The sequence below is a fragment of the Variovorax sp. dw_308 genome (assembly GCF_019207085.1).
Taxonomy (GTDB): Bacteria; Pseudomonadota; Gammaproteobacteria; order Burkholderiales; family Burkholderiaceae_C; genus Variovorax.
The window spans coordinates 45,749-69,421 of record NZ_JAATOM010000020.1 but is presented as its reverse complement, the minus strand read 5'-3'; the positions used below and the strand labels follow the sequence as shown (position 1 = coordinate 69,421).

The 23,673-nt window shown below is 66.5% G+C and carries 20 protein-coding genes; 9 read left to right on the top strand and 11 right to left on the bottom strand.

From position 1 onward, the window contains the following. Nucleotides 1-25: 25 nt before the first annotated feature. The 8 genes from HCU76_RS27950 to nac all read right to left on the bottom strand — a co-directional run bounded on the left by HCU76_RS27950 (nt 26) and on the right by nac (nt 7,108). Nucleotides 26-778: an SDR family oxidoreductase gene (locus HCU76_RS27950; RefSeq protein WP_213958365.1), complete on the bottom strand. Its 753-nt coding sequence runs from the start codon at nt 776-778 to the stop codon at nt 26-28. A gap of 90 nt (nt 779-868) precedes the next feature. Continuing rightward, a complete protein-coding gene (locus HCU76_RS27945; RefSeq protein ID WP_213958366.1) occupies nt 869-1,636 on the bottom strand; it encodes a LamB/YcsF family protein in 768 nt (255 codons plus the stop codon). A gap of 19 nt (nt 1,637-1,655) precedes the next feature. Continuing rightward, nucleotides 1,656-2,063: a biotin/lipoyl-containing protein gene (locus HCU76_RS27940; protein ID WP_213958367.1), complete on the bottom strand. Its 408-nt coding sequence runs from the start codon at nt 2,061-2,063 to the stop codon at nt 1,656-1,658. Nucleotides 2,064-2,467: 404 nt separating this feature from the next. Further along, nucleotides 2,468-3,454 carry a biotin-dependent carboxyltransferase family protein gene (locus HCU76_RS27935; RefSeq protein ID WP_213958368.1) on the bottom strand — a complete coding sequence of 329 codons (987 nt, stop codon included), beginning with the start codon at nt 3,452-3,454 and terminating at the stop codon, nt 2,468-2,470. Then, nucleotides 3,451-4,122, bottom strand: a complete 672-nt coding sequence (gene pxpB / locus HCU76_RS27930; RefSeq protein ID WP_213958418.1) for a 5-oxoprolinase subunit PxpB — start codon at nt 4,120-4,122, stop codon at nt 3,451-3,453. The genes HCU76_RS27935 and pxpB overlap by 4 nt, the downstream gene beginning before the upstream one ends. A 71-nt stretch (nt 4,123-4,193) precedes the next feature. Next, complete coding sequence (accC, locus tag HCU76_RS27925) at nt 4,194-5,546, bottom strand: acetyl-CoA carboxylase biotin carboxylase subunit (protein ID WP_213958369.1); 1,353 nt, start codon at nt 5,544-5,546, stop codon at nt 4,194-4,196. A 5-nt stretch (nt 5,547-5,551) separates the two neighbouring features. Continuing rightward, complete coding sequence (locus HCU76_RS27920; protein ID WP_213958370.1) at nt 5,552-6,004, bottom strand: acetyl-CoA carboxylase biotin carboxyl carrier protein subunit; 453 nt, start codon at nt 6,002-6,004, stop codon at nt 5,552-5,554. A 162-nt stretch (nt 6,005-6,166) separates the two neighbouring features. Beyond that, the gene (nac, locus tag HCU76_RS27915; protein WP_213958371.1) at nt 6,167-7,108 is read right to left on the bottom strand and encodes a nitrogen assimilation transcriptional regulator NAC; all 942 of its coding nucleotides are present in this window, start codon (nt 7,106-7,108) and stop codon (nt 6,167-6,169) included. Between the two features lie 204 nt (nt 7,109-7,312). On the opposite strand from nac, the gene HCU76_RS27910 reads away from it, so the two are divergent. The 8 genes from HCU76_RS27910 (at nt 7,313) to HCU76_RS27875 (ending at nt 14,422) form a co-directional block, all read left to right on the top strand. Continuing rightward, complete coding sequence (locus HCU76_RS27910; RefSeq protein ID WP_213958372.1) at nt 7,313-8,551, top strand: aspartate transaminase; 1,239 nt, start codon at nt 7,313-7,315, stop codon at nt 8,549-8,551. Between the two features lie 30 nt (nt 8,552-8,581). Beyond that, nucleotides 8,582-9,253 carry an RraA family protein gene (locus HCU76_RS27905; protein ID WP_213958373.1) on the top strand — a complete coding sequence of 224 codons (672 nt, stop codon included), beginning with the start codon at nt 8,582-8,584 and terminating at the stop codon, nt 9,251-9,253. 36 nt (nt 9,254-9,289) lie between these two features. After that, entirely contained in the window at nt 9,290-10,288 is a 999-nt protein-coding gene (locus HCU76_RS27900; RefSeq protein ID WP_218511137.1) for a D-glycerate dehydrogenase, read from the top strand. Between the two features lie 18 nt (nt 10,289-10,306). Continuing rightward, nucleotides 10,307-11,080, top strand: coding sequence for an SDR family NAD(P)-dependent oxidoreductase (locus HCU76_RS27895; protein WP_218511136.1), 774 nt, complete (start codon nt 10,307-10,309; stop codon nt 11,078-11,080). Nucleotides 11,081-11,092: 12 nt separating this feature from the next. After that, complete coding sequence (locus HCU76_RS27890) at nt 11,093-12,127, top strand: L-idonate 5-dehydrogenase (protein ID WP_213958376.1); 1,035 nt, start codon at nt 11,093-11,095, stop codon at nt 12,125-12,127. Nucleotides 12,128-12,301: 174 nt separating this feature from the next. Further along, complete coding sequence (locus HCU76_RS27885) at nt 12,302-13,033, top strand: Crp/Fnr family transcriptional regulator (RefSeq protein WP_213958377.1); 732 nt, start codon at nt 12,302-12,304, stop codon at nt 13,031-13,033. Between the two features lie 89 nt (nt 13,034-13,122). Beyond that, a complete protein-coding gene (locus tag HCU76_RS27880) occupies nt 13,123-13,815 on the top strand; it encodes a Crp/Fnr family transcriptional regulator (RefSeq protein WP_218511135.1) in 693 nt (230 codons plus the stop codon). Nucleotides 13,816-14,026: 211 nt separating this feature from the next. Beyond that, the gene (locus HCU76_RS27875) at nt 14,027-14,422 is read left to right on the top strand and encodes a hypothetical protein (protein ID WP_218511134.1); all 396 of its coding nucleotides are present in this window, start codon (nt 14,027-14,029) and stop codon (nt 14,420-14,422) included. 49 nt (nt 14,423-14,471) lie between these two features. On the opposite strand, the gene HCU76_RS27870 is transcribed toward HCU76_RS27875, so the two are convergent. Both HCU76_RS27870 and HCU76_RS27865 read right to left on the bottom strand, forming a co-directional pair. Beyond that, the gene (locus tag HCU76_RS27870; protein WP_218511133.1) at nt 14,472-16,103 is read right to left on the bottom strand and encodes a toll/interleukin-1 receptor domain-containing protein; all 1,632 of its coding nucleotides are present in this window, start codon (nt 16,101-16,103) and stop codon (nt 14,472-14,474) included. 194 nt (nt 16,104-16,297) lie between these two features. Then, nucleotides 16,298-17,032: a toll/interleukin-1 receptor domain-containing protein gene (locus HCU76_RS27865; RefSeq protein WP_218511132.1), complete on the bottom strand. Its 735-nt coding sequence runs from the start codon at nt 17,030-17,032 to the stop codon at nt 16,298-16,300. A 306-nt stretch (nt 17,033-17,338) separates the two neighbouring features. Between HCU76_RS27865 and HCU76_RS27860 the strand changes: the two genes are divergently transcribed. Further along, a complete protein-coding gene (locus tag HCU76_RS27860; RefSeq protein WP_218511131.1) occupies nt 17,339-22,849 on the top strand; it encodes a CHAT domain-containing protein in 5,511 nt (1,836 codons plus the stop codon). A gap of 5 nt (nt 22,850-22,854) precedes the next feature. Here the strand turns inward: HCU76_RS27860 and HCU76_RS27855 are convergent, their stop codons facing one another. After that, on the bottom strand, nt 22,855-23,673 hold the full coding sequence (locus HCU76_RS27855; RefSeq protein WP_218511130.1) for a phytanoyl-CoA dioxygenase family protein: 819 nt from the start codon (nt 23,671-23,673) through the stop codon (nt 22,855-22,857).

Sequence of the window (23,673 nt, the reverse complement as noted above, 5' to 3'; positions counted from 1 at the left end):
TCGAGCGTTGCGGCGGCGTGTGTGCTCAGGCCCGCGGCACTTCGGGCCGGGTGGTGGAGAGTCCGCCGGGCACCTGGAGCGTCGGCGTGATTTCCATGTGGCCCACATTCACCGCGATCGGCGCGGCGATGGCGAAGGCAATGGCGTTGGCGATGTCCTCGGCCTTCGGCAATTCGAAGCCTTCGACGAAGCGCTTGTAGGTCTCTTCGGAGTCGCCGTGGACGTGGGCGAAGATGTCCGTCGCCACGCGGCCCGGGCAGATCTCGGTGACGCGCACGCGCTTGCCGAAGAGGTCGATGCGCAACTGGCGCGACAGCATGCTCACGGCCGCCTTGGTCGCGTGGTAGGTGCTGTTGCCGCCGAAGTTGTAGGCGGCTGCGATCGAGCTGATGTTGATGACGTGGCCGTTGTCCCGCTCGGCCATGCCGGGCACGACGAGGCGGCACAGGTGCAGCACGGCGCGCAGGTTGACGTCGACGAGCAGGTCGATGCCTTCCGCGTCGGCCTTGAGGATGGAGCCGGGGCGATCGACGCCGGCGTTATTGACGAGTACGTCGAAGGGGACTTCGGCCGCCAGCTTGGTCATCGCCTCGAGATTGCTCACGTCGAAGGCATGCGGGATGCAGCCTGTGCGCGCAGCCAGTTCAGCGAGCTTGTCGACGCTGCGGGCCACGGCGTGGACTTGAAGCCCTTCCTTGCAAAGACGCTCGACGACGGCCGCGCCGATCCCTGATGAGGCACCTGTCACCAGCGCGGTCTTGTAGTCGGAAAACGGCATCGTTGCTTCTTTCTTGAGGGAGTGGTTTCACTGTATCGAGCACGGCCCGATGGCGCCAAGACGGAATGTCTGTGGAGAGATAAGGCAGCCTTATGTTGCGAGTTGGTGCGATATGGGCACCACCTTGCCGGCGGCTTCGACGACCTCGCGCACGGCCCGTGCGAGCGAGACCGCGCCGGGCGTGTCGCCGTGCAAGAGGATCGAGCGGACCTTCATCGGAATCCGGTTGCCGCTGTAGGTCGTGACCGTGCCGTCGCCAAGCAACTGGCGCACGCGCGCCAGCACGGCCTCGCGGTCGTGGATGACCGAATCGGGCAGCCTGCGCGGCACCAGCAGGCCATCGTCGTCGCAGGCGCGATCGGCAAGGAAGGTGGTGGCGACGCGCAGGCCGCACTCGGCGGCGGCGTCTTCGATCGCGCGGCTGGCCGACGAGCTGATGATGAGTTGCGGGTCGAAGGCGGCGACGGCACGCACCAGCGGCGCGGCCAGTGCCGCGTCAGCCGCAGCCATGTTGCCGAGCGCGCCGTGGAAGCTCATGTGCGTCATGCGATGCCCCGCGGACCGCGCCATGCCGGCGAGTGCGCCGAGCTGGTAGGTGACGTAGGTCGCGAGCTCCGCAGGGTCGATCTGCATCTGGCGCCGGCCGAATCCGAGCAGGTCCGGGAAGCCCACGTGCGCGCCGACATCGACGCCGCGCGCCTGCGCCATGCGCACGGTGCGGTCCATGATGACTGGATCGCCGGCGTGGAAGCCGCAGGCCACGTTGGCGGAGGAGACGATTTTCAGCAGCGCTTCGTCTTCCCCCATGCGCCAGGGTCCGAAGCCTTCGCCGAGGTCGGCGTTCAGGTCGATGTCCATGATGAGACAGTCCTTTGGTTCATTCAGAAGCGTGAAGGTCGATCAGCGGCTCGCCCCAGCCCACGGCCCGGCCGCTGTCGACGCGAAGCTCGGCGACCACGCCGGCCAGCGGTGCGGTCACTGGCTGGAGCAACGGGCCGATTTGCAGCAGGCCGAGGGTTTGGCCCGTCGACACCGGGTCGCCGACGCTGGCCAGTGCGCTCGTATGCATCGGATGCGCTTGCAGGAAGACGCCCACTGTGGAAGCGCCAACGACTGTCGTCTCCGACGGAGCCATCGTGGCGTCGCTGCCCAGTTCCTCGATCGCGTTCGAACCGCCGGTGCGCCCAAGGCGGATCGATCCCGTCGGCGTGCGCAGGTCCAGAAGGCCAATGTCCGTGCCGGCCAGCCACTCGATCAATTGCTGTAGTTGTTCGATACGCTGCATGTCAGTTCTCCATTGCACCGTGCGCCGCGCGAGGCGCACGGTGCGCGAACGCGGACAGAGACACTGGCAAGCGCACGGTCAGGGGTGGGGTCCGAGGGCGGCGGGTATCCCCCTCCGCGAATGTCCCCCGGCCTTCGGCCTCCTCCTTTATTTCGCTGCGGGGGACACCCACCACCCTCGGCCCAGGACACGCCGCGTCGTGCCGGCCGTTCAACGACAGCGCGCCTGGATCACGTCGATGGTGTGCTCCACGCAGCGAAACAAAGGAGGAGCTGCGACAGCCGGCAGCCGCAGGCTGACGGCGGGGCACATTCGTGGAGGGGAGTACGCCGTCGGCGTGATCCCGCCCTTGGCTCGTGGAACCGGCTGAGCGTGACGGTCGCAAGATTTGGCGCTGCGTCATGTCAATTCACGCGCGGTGCGCTGCGATGCAGGTCGACGACGCGCTTGACCTTGTCGAGCCACGCTTCGACTTCGTCCAATGCAGCTACAGCCTCGTCCCAGTTGACTTCCACGAAGCGAATGCGGCTGCCGATCGGCGCCTGCCCCAGCCGCCACAGGTCGGCCTCGATGACCGTGCCGAACTTCGGATAACCGCCCGACGGCTGCGCGTCGCGCATCTGGATGATCGGCTGGCCGCTGTGCGGCACCTGGATCACGCCCGGCACGATGCCGTGCGAACGCATCTCCATGGGCGCGATCGGGCGCAGCGCTTCTCCTTCCAGCCGGTAGCCGTAGCGATCGCTCTGCGCGGTGATCTTCCATTCGCCGGCCCAGAATTCGGCGCGCGAGCTTTCCTCGAAGGCTGCATATTCGGCGGACGGCAGCACGCGAACTGCCAGCGCGTCGTCCTTGCGCAGCGGCAGCGCCAGCGAGGGCGGCACCAGGCCGAAACCGGTCTTGCACGGCTGCCCTGCGCCGGCGGCTCGCAACGTGTCGCCGCGGCGCAAGGCGCGGCCTTCATGACCACCGAATGCGCCGCGCAACTGCGTGCTGCGTGAGCCCAGCACTTCCGGTACGTCGACGCCGCCGGCAACGCACAGGACGGCACGGCTGCCCCGCTGCGCGCCGCCCTGCGGCAGGCCCAGCGTCAACACCTGGCCGGCGCGCGCCTGGTGGCTCCACCAGGGCATGAGCGGTTGCTCGTCCAGGCGGGCGGCGCAGTCGGCACCGGTCAACGCGAAGGCGCAGTCTTCATCGAAGCGCACCTTGAAGGGAAACACCGGCACTTCGATGCCGGCTGCATTGGCGTCGTTGCCGAGCATGATGTTGCCCGCCGCCAGCGCCAGGTTGTCCATGGCGCCGGAGGTGCCCACGCCCCAGCGCAGGCTGCCGGGCCGCCCGAGGTCTTGCACGGTGGCCAGCGCCGCGGAGGAAAGCACTTCGATCATTGGACGATCCTTTCGACGCGGAAGCGGATCATGTCGCCCGGCTGCAGCAACGCGGGCGGGTCTTGCGTGGGGTCGAAAAATGACATCGAGGTGCTTCCGATGGTGTTCCAGCCGCTCGGCCCGGCCGACGCCGACACGCCGGTCTGCGCGCCGCCGATCGACACGGCGCCGCCGGGAATGCTCAGCACCGGCACCTTGCGTCGCGGCGTGGCGATGCGCGAGTCCATTCCGCCGAGATAACAGTAGCCGGGGTGGCTTCCCAGCGCGTAGACCGGGTAGGTCGGCGCGCTGTGCATCTCGACGATTTCCTCCACGCTGAGACCGGTGTGCGCGACCACATCCGCCATGTGCGGGCCGCCTTCGCCGCCATAGACCACGGGAAGCTCGATCAGGCGGCCCTCGATCGGCAATTCGACAGCCGCGGCCCACGCGGCCTGCAGGCGGGCTTCCAGTTCTTCCAGCGCAACGGCGCTGCGCGGCGGGCGGACGAAAGTCAGCATGAGGTTGTTCATGCCGGGCACCGATTCGCGCACCTCGGGCCAGGCCTGCGTCTCGCGTGCCAGCGCCCAGATGCGCTTCTGCGAAGCCAGTTCCAGTTCGCCGGGCGCTTCGAAAAGCAGTGCGGTGGTGCCGAGCAGGCTGATGGAGGCAGGGGGAGCTTTCTTCACCGATGCGGTTTTCTTGCGCGGGGTCGCGCCGCTTGCGCGCGGGCCTGCTGCTCTTGGATCTGTGGTCGTGCTCACGCCGCACTCCTTTGCTGAAGCCAGCGTTCGAGGTGATGGATGTCCACGCCGCCCGTGGCAAAGCCTTCGTCACGCAGCACGTCGCGGTGCAGCGGCACGTTGGTCGAGATGCCTTCGATGTGCATCTCCGCGAGTGCGAGCCGCATGCGGTCGAGCGCGTCGTCGCGCGTGCTGCCGTGCACGATGAGCTTGGCGATCATCGAGTCGTAGTACGGGGGCACGCGGTAGCCTGCGTTCGCATGCGAGTCCACGCGCACGCCGAAGCCGCCCGGCACTTGCCATCCGGTGATGCGGCCGGGCGACGGCGCGAAGGTCTCGGGATCTTCCGCGTTGATGCGGCACTCGATCGCGTGGCCCTGGCATCGGATGTCGGCCTGCGTGAGAGCCAATGGCTCGCCGCGCGCCACGCGAATCTGCTGCTGCACGATGTCGATGCCCGCCGTCATCTCCGTCACCGGATGCTCGACCTGCAAGCGCGTGTTCATCTCGATGAAGAAGAACGCGCCGCGCTCGTAGAGGAACTCGAAGGTGCCGACGCCGCAGTAGCCGATCTGCCGGCAGGCAGCAGCGCAGCGCTCGCCCACCTCGGCCACCAGCGCCTCGTCGATGCCCGGCGCGGGCGCTTCCTCGATCACCTTCTGGTGCCGGCGCTGCAAGGAACAGTCGCGGCTGCCGAGCCACACCGCGTTGCCGTGGCTGTCGGCCAGGACCTGGATCTCGACATGGCGCGGATGTAGCAGGAATTTCTCGATGTAGACCTCGGGGTTGCCGAAGGCGCGCCGCGCTTCCTCGCGCGTGAGCGCCATCGCATCCAGCAGGGCGGCCTCTTCGTGGACGACGCGCATGCCGCGCCCGCCGCCACCGCCAGCCGCCTTGACGATGACCGGGTAGCCGATATCGCGCGCCAGTGCGAGCACCTGCGCCGGATCGCCCGGCAACCCTTCGTCCGGGCCCGGCACGCAGGGCACGCCGGCGCGGCGCATCGCATTCTTCGCAGCCACCTTGTCGCCCATCGTGCGAATGCAGGCGGCGCTCGGGCCGATGAAGGTCAGCCCAGCGCGCTCCACTTTTTCCGCGAACCCGGCGTTCTCCGACAGGAATCCGTAGCCCGGATGAATGGCCTGCGCGCCGCTGACCTCGGCCGCGAACAGGATCGCCGACTGGTTCAGGTAGCTCTGCCCCGGCGCTGCCGGCCCGATGCACAGCGCCTGCTCGGCCTGCGCAACGTAGCTGGCGTCGCGGTCGGCCTCGGAATGCACCACCACGGTCTTGAGGCCGAGGCCCCGGCAGGCGCGCAAGATGCGCAGGGCGATTTCCCCGCGGTTGGCGATGAGGACGGTGTCGAACATGCGCTTCATCCTTCCTGCGTGAACCGGAACATCGGCTGGCCCGCCTCGACTTCCTGGCCCGATGCGACCAGCACCTCGAGCACCGTCGCATCCCGCTCGGCCCGCACTTCGTTGAAGACCTTCATGGCCTCGATGACGCACAACGCCTGGCCGGCCTTGACCGCCTGGCCGACCTGCACGAACGGCGCTTCGCCCGGTGTCGCCTGGAGATGCACCACGCCGTACAGGGGCGCCAGGCATTCGTTCAGTGCCGCCGCGGTTTCCTGCTTCGCCGCAGGCCGCTGCGCTGCGCCGCCGCCAAATCCCCGGCGCACCGGCGCGATCCGGCGCGGCGCCGCGTCCGCCAGCGCCGACTGCTTCACCAGCCGCAGCGTGCTGCCGTTCTCGCTGAACTCCAGCTCCGACAGGTCGGAGCCTGCCAGTGCATCGATGAGGGTCTTGATCTGTTCCTGGTTCATGCATCGAGCCCGCCGTCGAGGCGGGGCATCCGGTGAGGGCCGACGCATCCAGCGGACGCGTGACGGCATGCATGAAAGGTAACGGCCGCCGGGCTTCCTGCCAAAGACGGATTGGCTGTGCCGGGATAAGGGGGGCTTATGACACCGGGTATGACACCGCGGTCAGGACAAGGCGGTCAGCTCGGGCGCGGGCGTGGTCGATGCGACGGTGCCGGCGAGATCCACCACCAGTTCCAGCAGGATGTCCTTCACCGCCTGCGCCGGCTCCGACAGCGGCAGATGGTCGGACAGGCACAGCGCCAGCGGCGCCTCGATCACCGGCTCGACGATCTGGAACTGCCAGGCGCCGCAGGCCGCCACCACCTCCCGCGCCATCGAGGCCGGCAGGATGCTGGCGCCCAGGCCGTCGGCAATCGCGGCGGTGAGCGTGAAGGCCGATTCGATCTCGGCCACCACGTGCGGCACCATGCCCGCGCGCACGAAGGCCGCATCGACCAGCTTGCGCACGACGTTGTAGGGGCGCGGCAGCATCAGTTCCATGTCGCGCAGGTCGGCCAGCTTGACCGGCTGCGCAGGCGGCGGCGTGGAGGCCGGGCCGACCAGGAACAGCGGCTCCTTGAGCAGCGGCAGGAAGGTCAGGCCGTGGATGGCCTTGTCGCCGTAGAGGACGGCCATATCCATGCGCCCGTTCATGATGAGTTCGCTGAGCGTGGTGCCGTAGTTCTCGTTGAGGTAGAGCAGGATGCCCGGATGCCGCGCGCGCACGGTGCGCAGCAGGGGTAGCGACAAGGCCGAGGCCGCAGTGCCGGGTGCCAAGCCGACCGACACCTGCCCCGACAAGCCCTCGCCCGCCGCCTCCATGTCCACCCTCGCCTGCTCGCACTGCCGCAGGATGATCTGCGCGTGCCGGTAGAGCACCTTGCCCGCTTCGGTGGGCGTCACCCCGCGCTTGGTGCGCACGAGCAACTGTTGCCTGACCTCGCCTTCGAGCGTCGCCAGTTGCTGGCTCAGCGCGGGCTGGGCAATGAAAAGAACCTCGGCCGCCTGCGTCAGGCTGCCGATGTCCACGATCTTCACGAAGTATTTGAGGCGTCGCAGGTTCACGGGGGGTCCCACGCAAAAGCCGAGCCTAGCACCGGGCGGTCGGGCTGCCTATCGGACGGCGCCCACGCGAGCGTCGAAGCTTTTCTCATCGTTGCGTCCACGCGCATAGCGCAGGCCCGTCGGGCGCAGTCATAAGCTGAGCCTATCGATACAGACCGATCTTGTCTTGGCCTTGGCGCGGCGATCTGCGTACCGTTACGCCCCATGCACCGCTCACTCCAAGGAAGTTCCGTGAACACCCCCTCCCGCATTGCCTCGCGCGTCCGGCGCATCAAGCCGTCGCCGAGCACCTCCGCCGCCGACCGCGCCAACGAACTGCGCCGGCAAGGCAAGTCCATCGTCAACCTGGTCGTGGGCGAACCCGACTTCGACACGCCGGCCCACATCCGCCGCGCCGCCACCGAGGCGATGGACAAGGGCGCGACGCGCTACACATTGATGGCCGGCACAGTAGAACTTCGGCAAGCCATCGTGGCCAAGCTGAAGCGCGAGAACGGGCTGGACTATGCGATGAACGAGATCATCGTCACCAGCGGCGCCAAGAGCGCGATCTACAACGCCTTCGCCGTCACGGTGGAGCCCGGCGACGAAGTGATCATCCCCGCGCCCTACTGGGTGTCGTACCCCGACATGGCGATCGCCTGCGAAGGCACGCCCGTCACCGTCGCCTGCCCCGAGGCCAACGGCTTCAAGCTCACGGCCGCGCAGCTCGAAGCGGCCATCACGCCGCGCACGCGCTGGCTGCTCATCAATTCGCCGAGCAACCCCACGGGCGCCAGCTACACCGCCAGCGAATACCGCGCACTGGCCGACGTGCTGCTGAAGCACCCGCACGTGATGGTGATGACCGACGACATCTACGAGCACATCCGCTTCGATGGCGAGGCCACCGCGCACATCCTGACCGTCGAGCCGGCGCTGCGCGACCGCACGCTGGTGGTAAACGGCGTCTCCAAGACCTATGCCATGACCGGCTGGCGCATCGGCTTCGCGGCCGGCCCCGCCGACCTGATCACGGCGATGGACACCCTGCTCTCGCAGACTTCCGGCAACTGTTGCTCGGTCAGCCAGGCGGCCGCGACCATGGCGCTCAACGGCGATCAAAGTTTCGTCGCGGAGAGCGTGGCGGTCTACAAGCAGCGGCGCGACCGCACGCTGGCGAACATCAACGCCATCCCCGGCCTGAGTTGCGCGACGCCCCCGGGTGCGTTCTACCTCTACATCAACTGCAACGACCTGATCGGCAAGAAGACGCCAGCCGGCAAGCCGTTGCAGCAGGACGGGGATGTCGTGATGTACCTGCTGGAAAGCGCGGGCGTGGCCACGGTCGCGGGCACGGCGTATGGCCTCTCGCCCTACTTCCGGTTGTCGATTGCCACGTCCATCGAGATCCTCGATGAAGGCTGCAAGCGCATCGCCGGCGCTGTCTCCGAACTGCACTGATCAACAACACGACAACACCAAGGACATCCCGTGCAATTCAAAGCCATCCGCAAGAACCCCTCCGCCCCGCAGGCCGACGCGAAGATCCTCGAAGCGCTGCGCGACATTCCCGTTGCCGCGCTGAGCGACAACATGCATCGCAACATCGGCAGCGTGGGACTGCGGCCCTATCACCGCGCCGGCAAGAAAACGATGGCAGGCACGGCCGTGACGCTCAAGTCGCGCGGCGGCTGCAACCTGACGATGCTGCGTGCGTTCGAGTTCTGCCGGCCCGGCGACGTGCTGGTGATGGACGGCAGCGGCGACATGTCCAACGCGATGATCGGCGGCATCCTGTCCTTCTATGCCGCGAAGATCGGCACGGTGGGCGTGGTGCTCGACGGCTGCATCCGCGACCTGGCGGAAATCGCGGAGCGCGAGTTCCCCGTGTATGCGCGCGGCGTGAACCATCGCGGGCCGTACAAGGATGGGCCCGGCGAGATCAACGTGCCGGTGTCGGTGGGCGGGATGGTGGTGAACCCTGGCGACATCGTGGTCGGGGACATGGACGGGCTGATGGCTTTTTCCGCCGACGATGCTGAGTGGCTGATCGAGAAGGCACGCGCGCACCTCGCGACGGAGGCCGAGACGATCCGCGCAATGACCGAAGGGCGCTGGGACCGTTCGTTCATCGATGCGCTCGAGGCGCGTTGCCCGAACTGATGCTCTCAAACATCGAACAAACTCCCCGGAGACATCTTGCGCCCTTCCGTCCTGGCAACCCGTGCCACCTTCCCCGACATCGCCGACCGCTTGCACCCTTACTTCGACGTCGAAGACAACCCCCACGACACCATCTGGAGCCCCGCCGAACTCCGCCAGCGCCTGCAGGGCAAGCACGGCGTGATGAGCACCGGCAGCGAGCGCATCGACGCCGCGTTGCTCGATGCATGCCCGCAGCTCAAGGCGGTGTGCAACGTGGGCGTGGGCTACAACAACGTCGACGTGGCGGCGTGTACCGCGCGCGGCGTGCTGGTGACCAACACGCCCGACGTGCTGACCGAGACCACCGCCGACTACGGCTTCGCGCTGATGATGGCCACCGCGCGCCGGATCGCGGAGTCTCAGGACTTCGTGCGCCGCGGCGAATGGAACAAGCCGGGCATCCACGACATGTTCGTCGGCGGCGACGTGCATGGCGCGACGCTCGGCATCCTGGGCATGGGGCGGATCGGGCGCGCGATTGCACGGCGCGGCGCGCTGGGCTTCGGCATGCGGGTGATCTATCACAACCGTTCGCAGTTGCCGGCCGAGGCGGAGGCCGAGTTCGGTGCGCGCTACGTGGACAAGGCAACGCTGCTGAAAGAGGCCGATCACCTGGTGCTGGTGCTGCCCTATTCGCCGCAATCGCACCACGCCATCGGCGCCGCCGAACTGGCGCAGATGAAGCCTTCGGCCACGCTGACGAACATCGCGCGCGGCGGCATCGTCGATGACGCCGCACTGGCCGAAGCCCTGCGCGCCGGCACCATCGCGGCCGCGGGCCTCGACGTGTTCGAAGGCGAGCCCGCCATCCACCCCGGACTGCTCGGCTTGCCGAACGCGCTGCTCACACCCCACATCGGGAGCGCATCGGTACAAACGCGCCGGGCGATGGCCGCCCTGACGATCGACAATCTGATCGCCGCGCTCGGCTTCGGCCCGCAGGCCGGCAAACCGCCCACGCCCGTCAACCCCGAAGTGCTGGCCGCCCGCTGAACGATACAGGAGACCTGTTTGAATTCTGTCCTCAAGAGCTTCGACCTCACCGGGCGCACCGCCCTCATCACCGGCTCCAGCGCCGGCATCGGCTTTGCACTGGCGCGCGGACTGGCCGGCGCGGGCGCACGCATCGTGCTCAACGCGCGCAACGCCGACAAGCTCGAAGCCGCCGCCAACGTGCTGCGTGCCGAGGGTGCGCAAGTCGTCACCTCCGCCTTCGATGTCACCTCGGGCGAGGCCGTCAACGCCGCCATCGAGAAGATCGAAACCGGCACCGGCCCCATCGACATCCTCATCAACAACGCCGGCATGCAGCGCCGCAACCCGCTCGACCAATTCGAGGAAGCCCACTGGCACGAGATCATCAAGACCAATCTCGACAGCGTGTTCCTCGTCGGGCAGGCGGTGGCCAAGCGCATGATCCCGCGCAAGCGCGGCAAGATCATCAACATCTGCTCGGTGCAGAGCGAGCTGGGCCGGCCCGGCATCGCACCCTACGCCGCGACCAAGGGCGCGCTGAAGATGCTGACCAAGGGCATGGCGATCGACTGGGGCCAATATGGCATCCAGGTCAACGGCATCGGGCCGGGTTACTTCAAGACCGAACTCAACGATGCGCTCGTCAAGAACGCGGAGTTCTCTGCCTGGCTGATCGGCCGCACGCCATCGCGGCGCTGGGGCGACGTGGAAGACCTGGTGGGCGCCGGCGTGTTCCTCTCCAGCGACGCGTCGAACTTCGTCAATGGCCACATCCTCTATGTCGACGGCGGCGTGACCGCTCAACTCTGATCAAGGCACATCATGGAAGCCCTCGTCATCCACGCTCCCGGCGACCTGCGCGTCGAGCAATACGAAACCGCCGAACTCGGCTCCGACCAGCTGCAGGTGCGCGTGCGCTGCGGCGGAATCTGCGGCTCCGATCTGCACTACTACCAGCATGGCGGCTTCGGCACCGTCCGCATCAAGGAGCCGATGGTGCTGGGTCATGAAGTGGCCGGCATGATCGAAGCCGTCGGCGCCCAAGTCACGAAGTTCAAGGTGGGCGAGCGCATCGCCATCAGCCCGAGCCGGCCCTGCGGCATCTGCAAGTTTTGCCAGGAAGGACTGCAGAACCATTGCCTCGACATGCGCTACTACGGCAGCGCGATGCGCACGCCGCACGTGCAGGGCGCCTTCCGCCAGCAGATCGTGGTGGAGCAGCACCAGGCGCACTTGCTGGCCGACTCGGTGAGCGACGGCGAAGGCTCGATGGCCGAGCCCTTCGCGGTGGCGCTGCATGCCGCGCGGCGCGCAGGTCCGTTGCTGGGCAAGCGCGTGCTCGTCACGGGTTGCGGGCCGATCGGAGCCCTGGCGATCATCGCGGCACGTCGCGCGGGCGCGAGCCACATCGTCGCCACGGACGTCGGCGCGCACACGCTCGGCAAGGCCTTGAAAGTCGGCGCCGACGAGGTCGTCAACGTGGCCGAAGATCCACAAGGCCTGGCCCGCTTCACCGCGGACAAGGGCAGCTTCGACGTGCTCTTCGAAGCCAGCGGCAATGCACGCGCCCTGGTCGGCGCCTTCGATGCGCTGCGCCCGCGCGGCATCATCGTGCAACTGGGCCTGGGCGGCGACTTCACGCTGCCCATCAACACCATCGTCGCCAAGGAGTTCGACCTGCGCGGCGCCTTCCGCTTCCACGAGGAATTCGCGGTCGCCGTGGAGTTGCTCAACAAGGGCCTGGTCGACGTGAAGCCCTTGATCTCCGCCACGCTCTCGTATCGGGATTCGGCCCGTGCCTTCGCGCTCGCGGCCGATCGCACACAAGCGATGAAAGTGATCCTGAATTTCGATTGAGGGCTCGCCTTCAAAAGCCGGCACGCGGGCAATCGAGGTCAGGCGGACATTCGATTGACTCTGTGCGCTAACGAACATACGAGATCCGCCCCGCTTCCTATACTTCGGCCGGCACTCTGCAGGGGGGCGCCGACTGGGCAGAGTCCTTGCCCGTTGCGTCAAGGAGCTTTGCGGATGTCCACGCCCGATCCCCGGGAGAACCGGCTGCTGGCCGCGTTGCCCACTGCCGAATGGGGCCGGTGGCTTCCGAACCTCGAACCCTTCGAGATGGCGTTGGGCGACGTGCTCCATGAGTCGGGCAGCCAGCAGACCCACGTGTATTTTCCGACCACCGCCATCGTCTCGCTGCTGTACGTGCTGGAGAACGGCGCCTCGGCGGAGATCGCCATCGTGGGCAATGAGGGCATCGTCGGCGTGCCTCTTTTCATGGGTGGTGGCTCGACGCCCAGCCGCGCCGTGGTCCAGAGCGCCGGCAAGGGCCTGCGGATGTCAGCGCGCGCGATGAAGGACGAGTTCGACCGGGCCGGTCCGGTGCTCCAGCTGTTGCTGCGCTACACGCAGGCCCTGATCACGCAAATGTCGCAGACGGCGGTGTGCAACCGGCACCACACGGTGGACCAGCAACTGTGCAGGTGGTTGCTGTTGAGCCTCGACCGGCTGCGGGACAACGAACTTTCCATGACCCAGGAACTGATCTCCAACATGCTCGGCGTGCGGCGCGAAGGCGTGACCGAGGTGGCGCTCAAGCTGCAGAAGGCGAACCTGATCCGATATGCACGAGGTCGCATATCGGTGCTCGATCGGGCAGGGCTCGAAAGGCGCAGCTGCGAATGCTATGCCGTCGTGAAGAAGGAATACGACAGGCTGCTTCCGCCGATGAACGAGACGGGATTGCGCGCATACTGACGCACCGGACCCTACTGCAGGCGAGAAAAGAGCGTTGACGGCGAGCCGCTCGCCCAACCGGACGAGTGGCAATCTTCTGGAGATGCCGCATGACGAACGTCCGCAACCGGCTGATCGCCGGGCTTCCCGCCGCTGACCAGGGGCGCCTCCTCGCGATGTGCGAGCCTTTCGAGCTGGTGCTGTCCGAGGTTCTCTGCGAGACCGGCATGCCGACGTTCCATGCCTACTTCCCGGTCGAAGGCTTCATATCGCTGGTTTCGATGATCGACCAGAGCCCCGGCGTCGAGGTCGGCATGGTCGGCAGCGAAGGCATGCTGGGCGCACAGTTGGCACTGGGTGTTTCCGTGACGCCGCTGCGGGCGCTGGTGCAGGGCCCGGGCACGGCGTTGCGCATCAGCGCTCCGGCGTTTCGCAAGGCGTTGAAGCGCAGCCCCGAGCTGCAGCATGCGATTCTTCGCTATGTCCATGTCCTGATGACGCAGTTGGCAACCTCGTCCGCGTGCCTGCGCTTCCACATGATCGGGCCGCGCCTGGCGCGCTGGCTGCTGATGAGCCAGGACCGCGCGCAGTCCACGCACTTCCACGTCACGCAGGAGTTCCTCGCCTACATGCTCGGCGTGCGACGCGTGGGCATCACGGCCGCCGCCGGTGCGTTGCAACGCAGTGGCTTGATCGTCTATCACCGGGGCGATATCGAGGTCCTGGATCGCAAGGGGCTCGAGGCTGCCGCTTGTGGCTGCTATGCCGCCGAGTGCCGGGCCTACGAGGCATTCCTGCACTAGGGCTTCGCGGCTTCGGCTTTGCCATGGTGCGGCAGCGTACAGACGGCCGGTCGACCGTCCCACTATCGTTTCATGCATGCGCGTGGCGTGTCGACGCTTTCGGCCGATGCGATGCGCAGGTACAGGGAGCCATGCAATGCATGAATTGGACTTCGACCTTCGGATCGCGGCTGTCAGGAGTGTTCTTGCGACACGCGGCGTCCTCGCGGGCTTGGCCATGCTCAACCACAGGACGGACTACCGCTACACCGGGCTGTTCAATCTGCGAGGCGCTGGCATGTGTCCGACCGTCGTATTCGACCGGACGGCCGACTCTCGCACCTGGCACCGGCTGGTCCCGCTTCGCGCAAGCATCTGGCGTCACATGCTCCGCCAGGGCGAATTCACGACGAGTTGCGCATCGGAAGACAGTCGACTCAGCCGCAGTGACCCGCTCAACTCCCTCGAATCGTGCTGCGGAAGCCTGCTTCAACCCAATGCAGGCGCCCTGCCCTGCGGCGTGCTGATCCACTTCGACGTGCAACGGCGAAGCATTGACCCGGGCGAGGTCTCGATGCTCCGGAGGACGGCGCCGCTCTTCCTCACGTACCTGGCCTTGAGCGAATGACAGGCCGCTCAACCTGCCACCGCGGAGCACCGGTGTCGCGGCTTGCGACTCAGCGCTTGATCAACAGGTCTTCGGTCTTGATGAATGTGATGACCAGGCTTGGCGCCTTGAATCGAACATCGCCCTTGCCCGTGTATTTGAAGTGCAGCCCGAGCAACGATCCGGTGTTGAACGCGTTGCGCATGATGTGCTCCGGAAGCGTCAGGCGGACTTGATGAAGTCCATCCCATGTCAGCGGTTCGGCGAGATTCACCGGTTGCCAGTCGCCGCCTTGCTCAGGTCGGAAAACGCCGGTCGATTCGTATAGCGACACTGAGATGGTCCCGGTCCCGGACGACTGCTGTGGCGCCAGAGTGACTTCAGCCTGCACCAGGGCGCCGGGCCCCAGGGGCTTGAGGCTGTAGACGTAGATCGCTCGACGATCGTCCGCGTCGAGGTTGCCGACGAATCCATCCGCAACCTTCTCCTCACGCCCCGTGATGGCGCCGCCCTTGCTGGCCATCAGGCCGGTGAGAAGTGGTTCCAGGCGCTTTTCCGTCCGGCGTTCAGGTGTGCTCGGTACGACCTGGGTGCCCGCCTCATCCTTCAGTTGCTTCACGGGGCCATGGGCAATCCAGACGCCGAGATCGTTCCCTTCTGCCCATGCGTTGTCGTAGGGTCCTTGCAAGTAGTTGGAATACTGATAGCCCCAGACCTTCATGCCGCCATCGCTGGCGCGATGGATTCCCATCACGTTCGTGGCTCCGCCGGGGATCTGGCGCGTCGCAAAGGCCCGGAACAAGGCGCTCCCGTCGATGGCTTTCAGGTCTTGCATCTCCTCTTCCGAGGCCAGATGCCAATTTGTAAGGCCGTCAAGCAGCAGCGCCTTCGCCTTCGCGTCGATCGCTGCAAGGTCCTGGGAGCGTGTGGCCGTCCCTGCCGCGCTGGCCTTGAGAAGCTCTTTCGTCGTACCGAGCTGGAAGATGTCGCGCGCCCAGACACGACCCGTCTTTGAGTCGCGGACGACCTGGTTGTTCATGCTCAACGTCGTCGGCACTCCGTCCATGTTTTGCGAGGGCGCAGGGACGGAGGGCTCTGGCAAGGGCGGCGGGTTCGCCGAGAGGGTTGGACCTGGCGCAGGTTCAGGCACAGGTTGGCGCAAATGCCAATAAAGGGCAGCCGAAACCACGAGCCCAAGCAAGACAAGGGCGATCGGCGTCTTGGGGACGCCAATCCTTTTGCTCGGCAGGCTCGCAGTGATTGCGCCAATGAGTCGGTCGATGTCATGCTTGAAGTCCGCGCCGGAGCGAACCGGAATCGCGTTGCGAAACGACAGTTCTGCCAGGGTCTGCGGAAGTTCGTTCGCCTGAGGCATGACCGCGCCGCCGACGCAGACGGGGATCAGCGGGATCTTGCGACGGATGGCCGTTTCCAGTTCCAGGCGCACGAAGTCATTGACATCCTCGAGACGGCGATTTCCGGCGGCGTCGGCCGCATTCAACCAGCCGGGACCAATGATCGCGACAAGGACCTGAGTGGATCCAAGCGCCTTTTCGATCTCGGCCCGGAAGTCTGTCCCCGGTGACATCGAGTCGATGTCCCTGAACATGTTCTTCTCGCCGAACTTGTCTTCGAGACGGTCGTAGACGCGCCCAACGTAGTGTTCGTCCACACGGCGATACGACAGGAAGATGCGAGACATCGGGTACGACCAGAGCGGCTCCGAGGGTGAACGAAAGTCTAGCGGCTAAGCCCGCTCCAGAGCCAAGTGCGCGTGGCTGCGTCGGGTGCCCATGGGCGTCTCGTCGGAAGTCATGGCGAGGCGTGGTCATGGCCACCGCGCACGACGCGAGTCGAAGTGCACACCCCTGGCGCACGAGTCCCAGCGGGAAAGCGCTAGATCGGCAGTGGCGCTGGCTCCGTCCCGACCTTCGGATTCGTGCCCATGCAGCCCCCTCCATGGTTCTGCAACCAATTGATGACTGCAGCCTCCGACTTCGCGCAGATGCCGAGAAGGAGATAGTCGTTTCCATTCACCACTGGGTCCATGCCCACGTCGAACCAACTCGCGGCCTGGGAGGAATGCAGGATGTGTTGCTTTGCCCGTCCAAACTCGTAGGGGACCCAGCGGGAGTGCACGGCATTCTTCGTCTGCACCGCGATCACATGGGAGCAGTTGAGCAGCGCCATCTCGATGATGGACGCAATCAGGATGGACTTCGTGAGTGGCGGCAAAGCCCATCCATTGGCAAGTCGCAGCACGGGGTCATGGACATCGAGCCAATATTCGAGGCCATTCTTGTTTGCCAACCACGCGATGCGCTCGGCGTATACGACATCGGCCTGCTGGTGTGAGACGAACACGCGGCACGGTTTCCGCACTTCCTTCTGCTTCCGTCTCTGTGCCTCTGCCCAGGTTGCACTCAGGAAGTCATCGAAAGCGCCGAGGCTGCTCCTTGTCCAGGAATCCTCTTCGGCCCTGTCCGGCGATCCGATCTCGCGCAGCCTTTCGACAAGCGCAGTCCATTCGTTTGGGCCGATATCAACCCACTCATCAGCATCGTCATGTGGCCTCTTGTAGCGATCCCGGAGATCGTCCGAGGCTGCGAGAACCCAATTGAAATTGGCCACGTGAGCTCCTTGTCAGACCCCGCATCGCCGCCAGAGTAAAGGTCGGAACCAGCATGCATTCGGTCGAATCGTGGGTGAGGGATCGCGGTCAAGCACCCGAGTCCTGGCGGCATTCTGCGCGCCGGCTCCCGGCAGGTCCATCCACCCATCGAGGGATGCTTTTCCTCGACCGCCACCTCGCACCGACTTGATAATTCAGGCTGAGGAGGAAGCCGCGCCGACGTCGACAGCGCCACGCAAGACGCGTCCAACTCACCAGCATGCTGACCGGCGCTGCCCCAATAACGAACCTCAAGAGGCAAGGGCATGGCCAACAACGCACCTCGAATCCTGCATCTGCGCGGCACGTACCTGGGCCCCGCCGAGATCCAGGGCATGCAGCACCTGACCGTCACCAGTGCCCGGCGCGTGGGCATCGGCGGCGCAAGCCGCGCGGCCGGTCCCGCGCCGGAGGTCAAGGTCGCATCCGATGAACTGGTCCGCGTCGTCTTCGCCGATGACCAGGTGATCTGGATGCGCGCCGACGAGCTGGTCGCGCTGCGGGGTTCGAGCAGCAACCAGGGGCGCGGCGCCACGGAGCCGGAACTCATCGAGATCGACGACAGCGGCCAAGCCGACCAGCGGGGCGCTTTGTCCATCGGCATCAAGGTACTGGAGTTCTTCGGCATCAACCTCAAGCAGAAGGCCGCTCTCAACCTGGCCGCGCTCGTCGACCAACGCCAGCTCAAGGTGCAGGAGCCAGGACTCTATCGATGCCAGCTCGACAAGGCGGTGCCGCTTTCACCGCTTCCGGCCAACGCGCGCCCGCCCGGCAAGCAGCCGCTGCTGCTGTTCTTGCACGGCACGTTCTCGAATTTCGAGGGTGGCTACGGCGGGTTGATGGCGCGCACCGACGACGCGGCCGGTCGTGCGGCAGGGTTGGCGCGCGAGGCAATTGCCAAGGCTTATGGTGAACGCATTTATGCGTTCGAGCACCGCACGCTGACAGAGAGTCCGATCGACAACGCACTGGCGCTTGCAGGTGCCTTGCCGGATGACGCCGAGTTGCACATCGTGTCGCACTCGCGCGGCGGACTGGTCGGGGAACTGCTGGCCCTGGCCGGCCGGATGCGGGAGATGGATCCGCTGGCCGAAGACCTCATCAGCCGCCTGTTCGAACAGGATCCCGAACTGTCTCGCCCGCCGGGGCTGCCCCGGTTGAACGAGGAGGACGCCAAGCGTCTGGCGAAGACCTACGAGAAAGATGCAGAACGCCTGCGGGATCTGCTCCGGCTGCTCGATGCCAAGCGGGTGCGCATTCGCCGTTTCGTGCGCGTGGCCTGCCCAGCGCGCGGCACCACGCTTGCGTCTGGCCGGCTCGATCGCTGGCTGGGGGTGCTGCAGGCACTGGTGCCCGAGAGTTTTGTCGGCGACGGGCTGGAGTTCCTGCTCGCGGTGCTGAAAGAGCGAACCGATGCGCGCGTGATGCCGGGCATCGAAGCCATGATGCCTGGCTCGGCGCTGACACGCCTGCTCAACCGGGGCGGCATCACGACCGGCGCCGACCTCTCCGTGATCGCCGGGGACACCCAGGGCAATGGTGCCTTCAGCCGGCTGAAGATGTTCCTCATCGACTGGTTCTATGGCGACCAGAACGATCTCGTGGTCAACACGGGCTCGATGAGCGGCGGGCTGGCGCGCCCGCCAGGCTTCGCGCGCGTACTCGAGGACCGCGGGCCCGAGGTGACCCACACGCACTATTTCCGCAATCCGACCACCATCGGGTGGCTGGTCAAGGGCCTGACGCGGGAAGACAACCAGGACGGCGGATTCGCACCGATCTCGCAGGCGAGCCAGCAGGAACCACGCTACCGCTCCGCGCTACAGCGCCGCGCCGCCGACACGCGCAAGCTGCCGATCGTTGTCTTCGTGCCCGGCGCGCTGGGCAGCGCGCTGGCCGTCAAGGGAGCGCCGGTATGGGTCAACTACCGCGCGCTGATGTTCGGCGGCATGGGCAAGCTGGTGATCGACGCCGACGGCGTCAAGGCGACCGAACCGCTGGACGACTTCTACGGCCCGCTGATTGCACACCTGGCGCGCGACCACCGGGTCGAACTCTTTCCCTACGACTGGCGCCTGTCGGTACGCGACAACGCGGCCGGCTTGCAAGCAACAGTGGCGCCGCTTCTCAAGCGCGCCAATGACGAGGGTGTAGCGCTGCACATCGTCGCCCACTCGATGGGTGGCCTGGTCGTGCGCGCGATGATCGCCGACGGCGCGGCCGGTACGGCTCTGTGGAACGACATGGGCCGACTCACGACTGGCAGCCGGCTGTTGATGCTGGGCACGCCGAACCGGGGATCGCACGAGGCGATGCGCTGGCTCACCGGCTTCAATCCGACCCAGGCCAAGCTGGCCCTGCTCGATCTCACACGCGGCGCCAACGGGCTGATCGAAATCGTGCGTCGCTACCCGGGCCTGGTGGAAATGCTGCCGTTTGGCGACGACCAGACCGAGGCGCAGTTTGGCGCCGTCAAATTCTGGAAGGATCTCCGGACCGCCTGCGCTGCAGGCTTTCCGCTCGTCGAGCCCGACGTGTTCGTGCAGGCGAAGCAGACCTGGAAGCGCCTGAAAGGGACCGTGGTCGATCCCGAGCGCATGCTCTATGTCGCCGGCTGCGCGCGCGCCACCGTGGTCGACCATGAACTGGTCGTCGACGAGCAGGTGCAGCGACAACGCATCAGTTGGATCGCGAGCAGCGACGGCGACGGCACCGTCAGCTGGGACTCGGGCAAGCTGGACACCGTCAAGACCTGGTATGCACCCGACACCGCGCACGACGAACTGTGTGCCAACGAAGACGACCGACGGATCTTCCGCGCGTATGTCGACCTGCTCGCGCGCGGCAGCACCGACCAGCTCTCGCAAGCGCCACCGGCGCGGGCGCGCGGTGCGCGCGAACGCTTCGAACTGGTCCAGCCACTGGCCGACGCGTTTCCGAGTGAGGCAGACCTGCGCGGCGCGGGCTTCGGCGGCACGCAGCCGCGGCGCCGTGCCCCGCAAATCACCCAGGCGCCGATCAAGGTCCTTGTGCGTCATGCCGACCTCAAGATGGCCAACCACGCGGTCATGGTGGGGCACTACATGGGCGACCTCATCGTCAGCGCCGAACGGGTGATCGACGACGCCCTGGACGGCGCGCTGTCGCAGGCCTACACCGCCGGCGTCTATCCGGGCGGCAGCGGCACTTCCATGAGCTTCTTCGCCGATGCGTGCGCCGACGCGGACGGCACGTTCAAGGGCGCGGTCGTGCTCGGCCTGGGCCAGGTTGGCGACCTGACCGCGGCCCGGTTGCGCGCCACCGCCCGCGCCGCGATGGTCGACCATGCACGGCAGCTGGCACAGCACCACGCACGGGACGGCGAGCGGCTTTCCGTCGGCCTTTCGTGCGTGCTGGTCGGCAGCGGTGATGCGGGGCTGAGCGCGCGCGAATCCGTCGAGTCGCTGCTGCATGCCGCGATCGACGCCAACCGGCGCCTTGAACGCGCCAGGCTCGACAGCCGGGTGCTGATCGACACCATCGAGTTCATCGAGGTGTACGAGGACATTGCACTGTCGGCCGGCCTCGCACTGAACGAGGCGTTGAAGAGCAGCGACCTGGGGTCGGCCGTTCGCTGGGATCCTCCCGTGGTCCTGAGCGGGGTCGAACTTCGCGGGCGCAAGCGCCGCGTCTTCGACACCGACCGCTCCTGGGATCAGCGCGTCGAGATCCTCGAGGATGAGGCAACGGGCATGCTGAGCTTCTCGATTGCCGGCCAGCGGGCGCGGGCGGAACAACAGAAGTCCACGAGCCGGGTCGCCTTCGCCGAGCACTACATCGCTCGCGCAGTCGGCGACACCCGTGCCGACAGCGAGGTGGCCAACACCCTTTTCGAAATGCTCCTGCCGCTGGAATTCCGCCTCACCTCACCCGATGCGCGCGGGATGGTGCTGTTGCTGGACGAGCGCTCGGCGCGATTTCCCTGGGAGTTGCTGGAGGACCGCTGGAGCATCAACGCGCGTCCGCTGGCGATCGACGCCGGCATGTTGCGGCAGCTCAAGACCGTTGAATACCGTCCGGCGCCGCTGACCGCCAGCGATCATGCGGTGCTGATCGTGGGCGACCCCCAGCTCGAGGGCTGGGACAAGTTTCCCCAGCTCAAGGGTGCGGAGAATGAGGCCGCCGCGGTGCGGGATACGCTCCGCGCCGTGTTCCCCACCGACGAAGTGCTTGCGCTGATCGGCCCCGACGCGATCCTCAAGGACATCATGCCTGCACTGCACAAGCGCGCCTGGCGCGTACTGCACCTGGCCGGCCACGGCGAGCACGAGTGGCGTGAAACGCCCGAGTCGGCGCCCCAGTCCGGCATGGTCGTGGGCAAGAATGTTTTCCTTGGTGCGGGCGAGATCGCACAGATGCGCCATGTTCCGGAGCTGGTGTTCATCAACTGCTGTCACCTCGGGCGCACCGATGGCAAGGTGCCCGAGTACCACAAGCTCGCCGCCAACCTCGGCGCGGAATGCATCCGCATGGGTGCGCGCGCAGTGGTGGCTGCGGGCTGGGCGGTGGACGACGCCGCGGCCGTGACTTTCGCGCGCACGTTCTACGCTGCGCTGCTGGCCGGCAGCACGTTTAGAGATGCGGTCCGGCGAGCACGCAGCAAGACGCATGATGACCACCCCAGCACCAACACCTGGGGCGCGTACCAATGCTATGGCGACCCCGGTTGGCGCCTGGTCAACGACGGCATGCAGGATGCGCGCCCGGTCGTGCCGGACTATGTCTCCCCGCGTGAGCTGGTGGCCGAACTCGACAGCTTGCTCGTGGCGGAGAAGGACGCACCCAGGAGCGGGGACAGCAAGGCGCGCACCAGGGATCTCGAGGAGCGGGTACAGACCTGCCTCGACCGCGCGCCGGCTAGCGTTCGCGACCTCTGGCTGGCCCGTGCCGACGTGGCCGCCGCCCTCGGGCTGTTGTATGGCGAAGCAGGCGAGCGCGATCAGGCCATCAAGCACCTGACGATCGCCATCGCGGCGCCGATCGGCGAATGCTCGCTGCTGGCCATCGAACAGTGCGCGAACCTGCGGGTTCGACGCACGGCCGACCTGTGGTCGGCGCTGCGCGAAGACGAGCGTCGCACAGGCACGCATGCGGACAAGCACGCCGAACTCTCTGCCGAGATCGCGGCCGCCATCGCGCCGCTGGAGGCGCTGGTGTTGCAGGCGCCGAACCGCGAACGTATGTCCTTGATCGGCAGTGCGCACAAGCGGCGAGCCTGGCTGGCCCTGGACAGGTCGCAGCGCCGCAAGAGCCTGTTCGACACCGCCGCAGCCTATTTCAAGGCGTGGCAGTTGCCGGGCGACAACGACTACTACCCCGTGGCCAACGGTGCCGTGGCCGGCGTGCTGCTGGAGAAACTGGTCGCCGCAGAGGCCGATTCGACGTGGCGGAAGGAGATGTGCAGCCTGATCGAACAAACCAGGAGGCGTGACGCAACGCTTCTGCAGGCGGAGCATGACTTCTGGCGCGCGTCAGGCCAGGGGGACCTGGCCGTTGCAATGTTGCTGGTGGAAGGCGCGGACCCGTCGAGCATCGGAACTGCGCTGCTCAACAAGGAGAAGGCGATCGACGCCTACACGCGCGCCTTTTCACGCGGCGTCAGCGAACGCAACCGGGGGTCGGTCTACGAGCACCTGCTGTTCCTCATCGAGCTGACGCAGGATCCGCAGGCCAGCTGGGACGCCCGCGTGCCAGTGGCACTGGGTGAAATCCACAAGCAGCTGACCCAGTTGAAATGAGGCGGTCAGCCGGCGGCCACGCGCCGCTGGTGCCCCACCTCGAAATCATTGCGCCCGCTGCGATCCACGCCCCTGAGCAGCCACAACGGCCGCTGCGCGAAATTGACGGCCACGCCACTCTTGCCATCCGCCGGCCGCAGGTCGCGCTCGAACACCGACGTCGCCGGCATGTAGCGCAAGGCCACGCCGGTGCGCCGCTTGGTTGAGGTGTTGGCCTTGGCGCCGTGGATCATGTAGACATCGTGCAAGGACATCTGGCCCGGCTGCAGTTCGAGGTCGACCGCATCGGCTTCGTCGAACGCGCCTTCGGCCATGCGCTGGTTCAGCGTAAGGTCGGTGCGGTCTTCATGCAGGTGCGGGTGCAGGACATGGTCGCGGTGCGAGCGCGGGATCACGCGCAGGCAGCCGTTCTCCACCGTCGACTCCTCCAGCGCCACCCACACCGTGCAATTGGCCAGCGGGCGAATCGGCCAGTAGTGGCCGTCCTGGTGCCACGGCGTCTCGAAGCCTTCCGAAGGCGGCTTGCAGAACACATGGCAGCCCCAGAGGATCACGTCCTCGCCGATCACGCCGGACACGAGTTCGACGATCTCCGGGTCCTTTGCGAGGTCGAGAAAGGAACGGCTGCCGCGCACGCCCTCGCCGTTGTCGCCTTCGATGTGCGCCGAGACCAGCTTCTCCGGCCGCACACCGGGGTTGTCGCGGATCAGCGCATCGAGCGCCTCGCGCATCTGCGTCACGCGATCGGGCGAAAGGCGGAACTGCGGGATCACATAGCCTTCCGCGCGGTACTGCGCGATCTCGCTGGCGGACAAGCGTGCCAT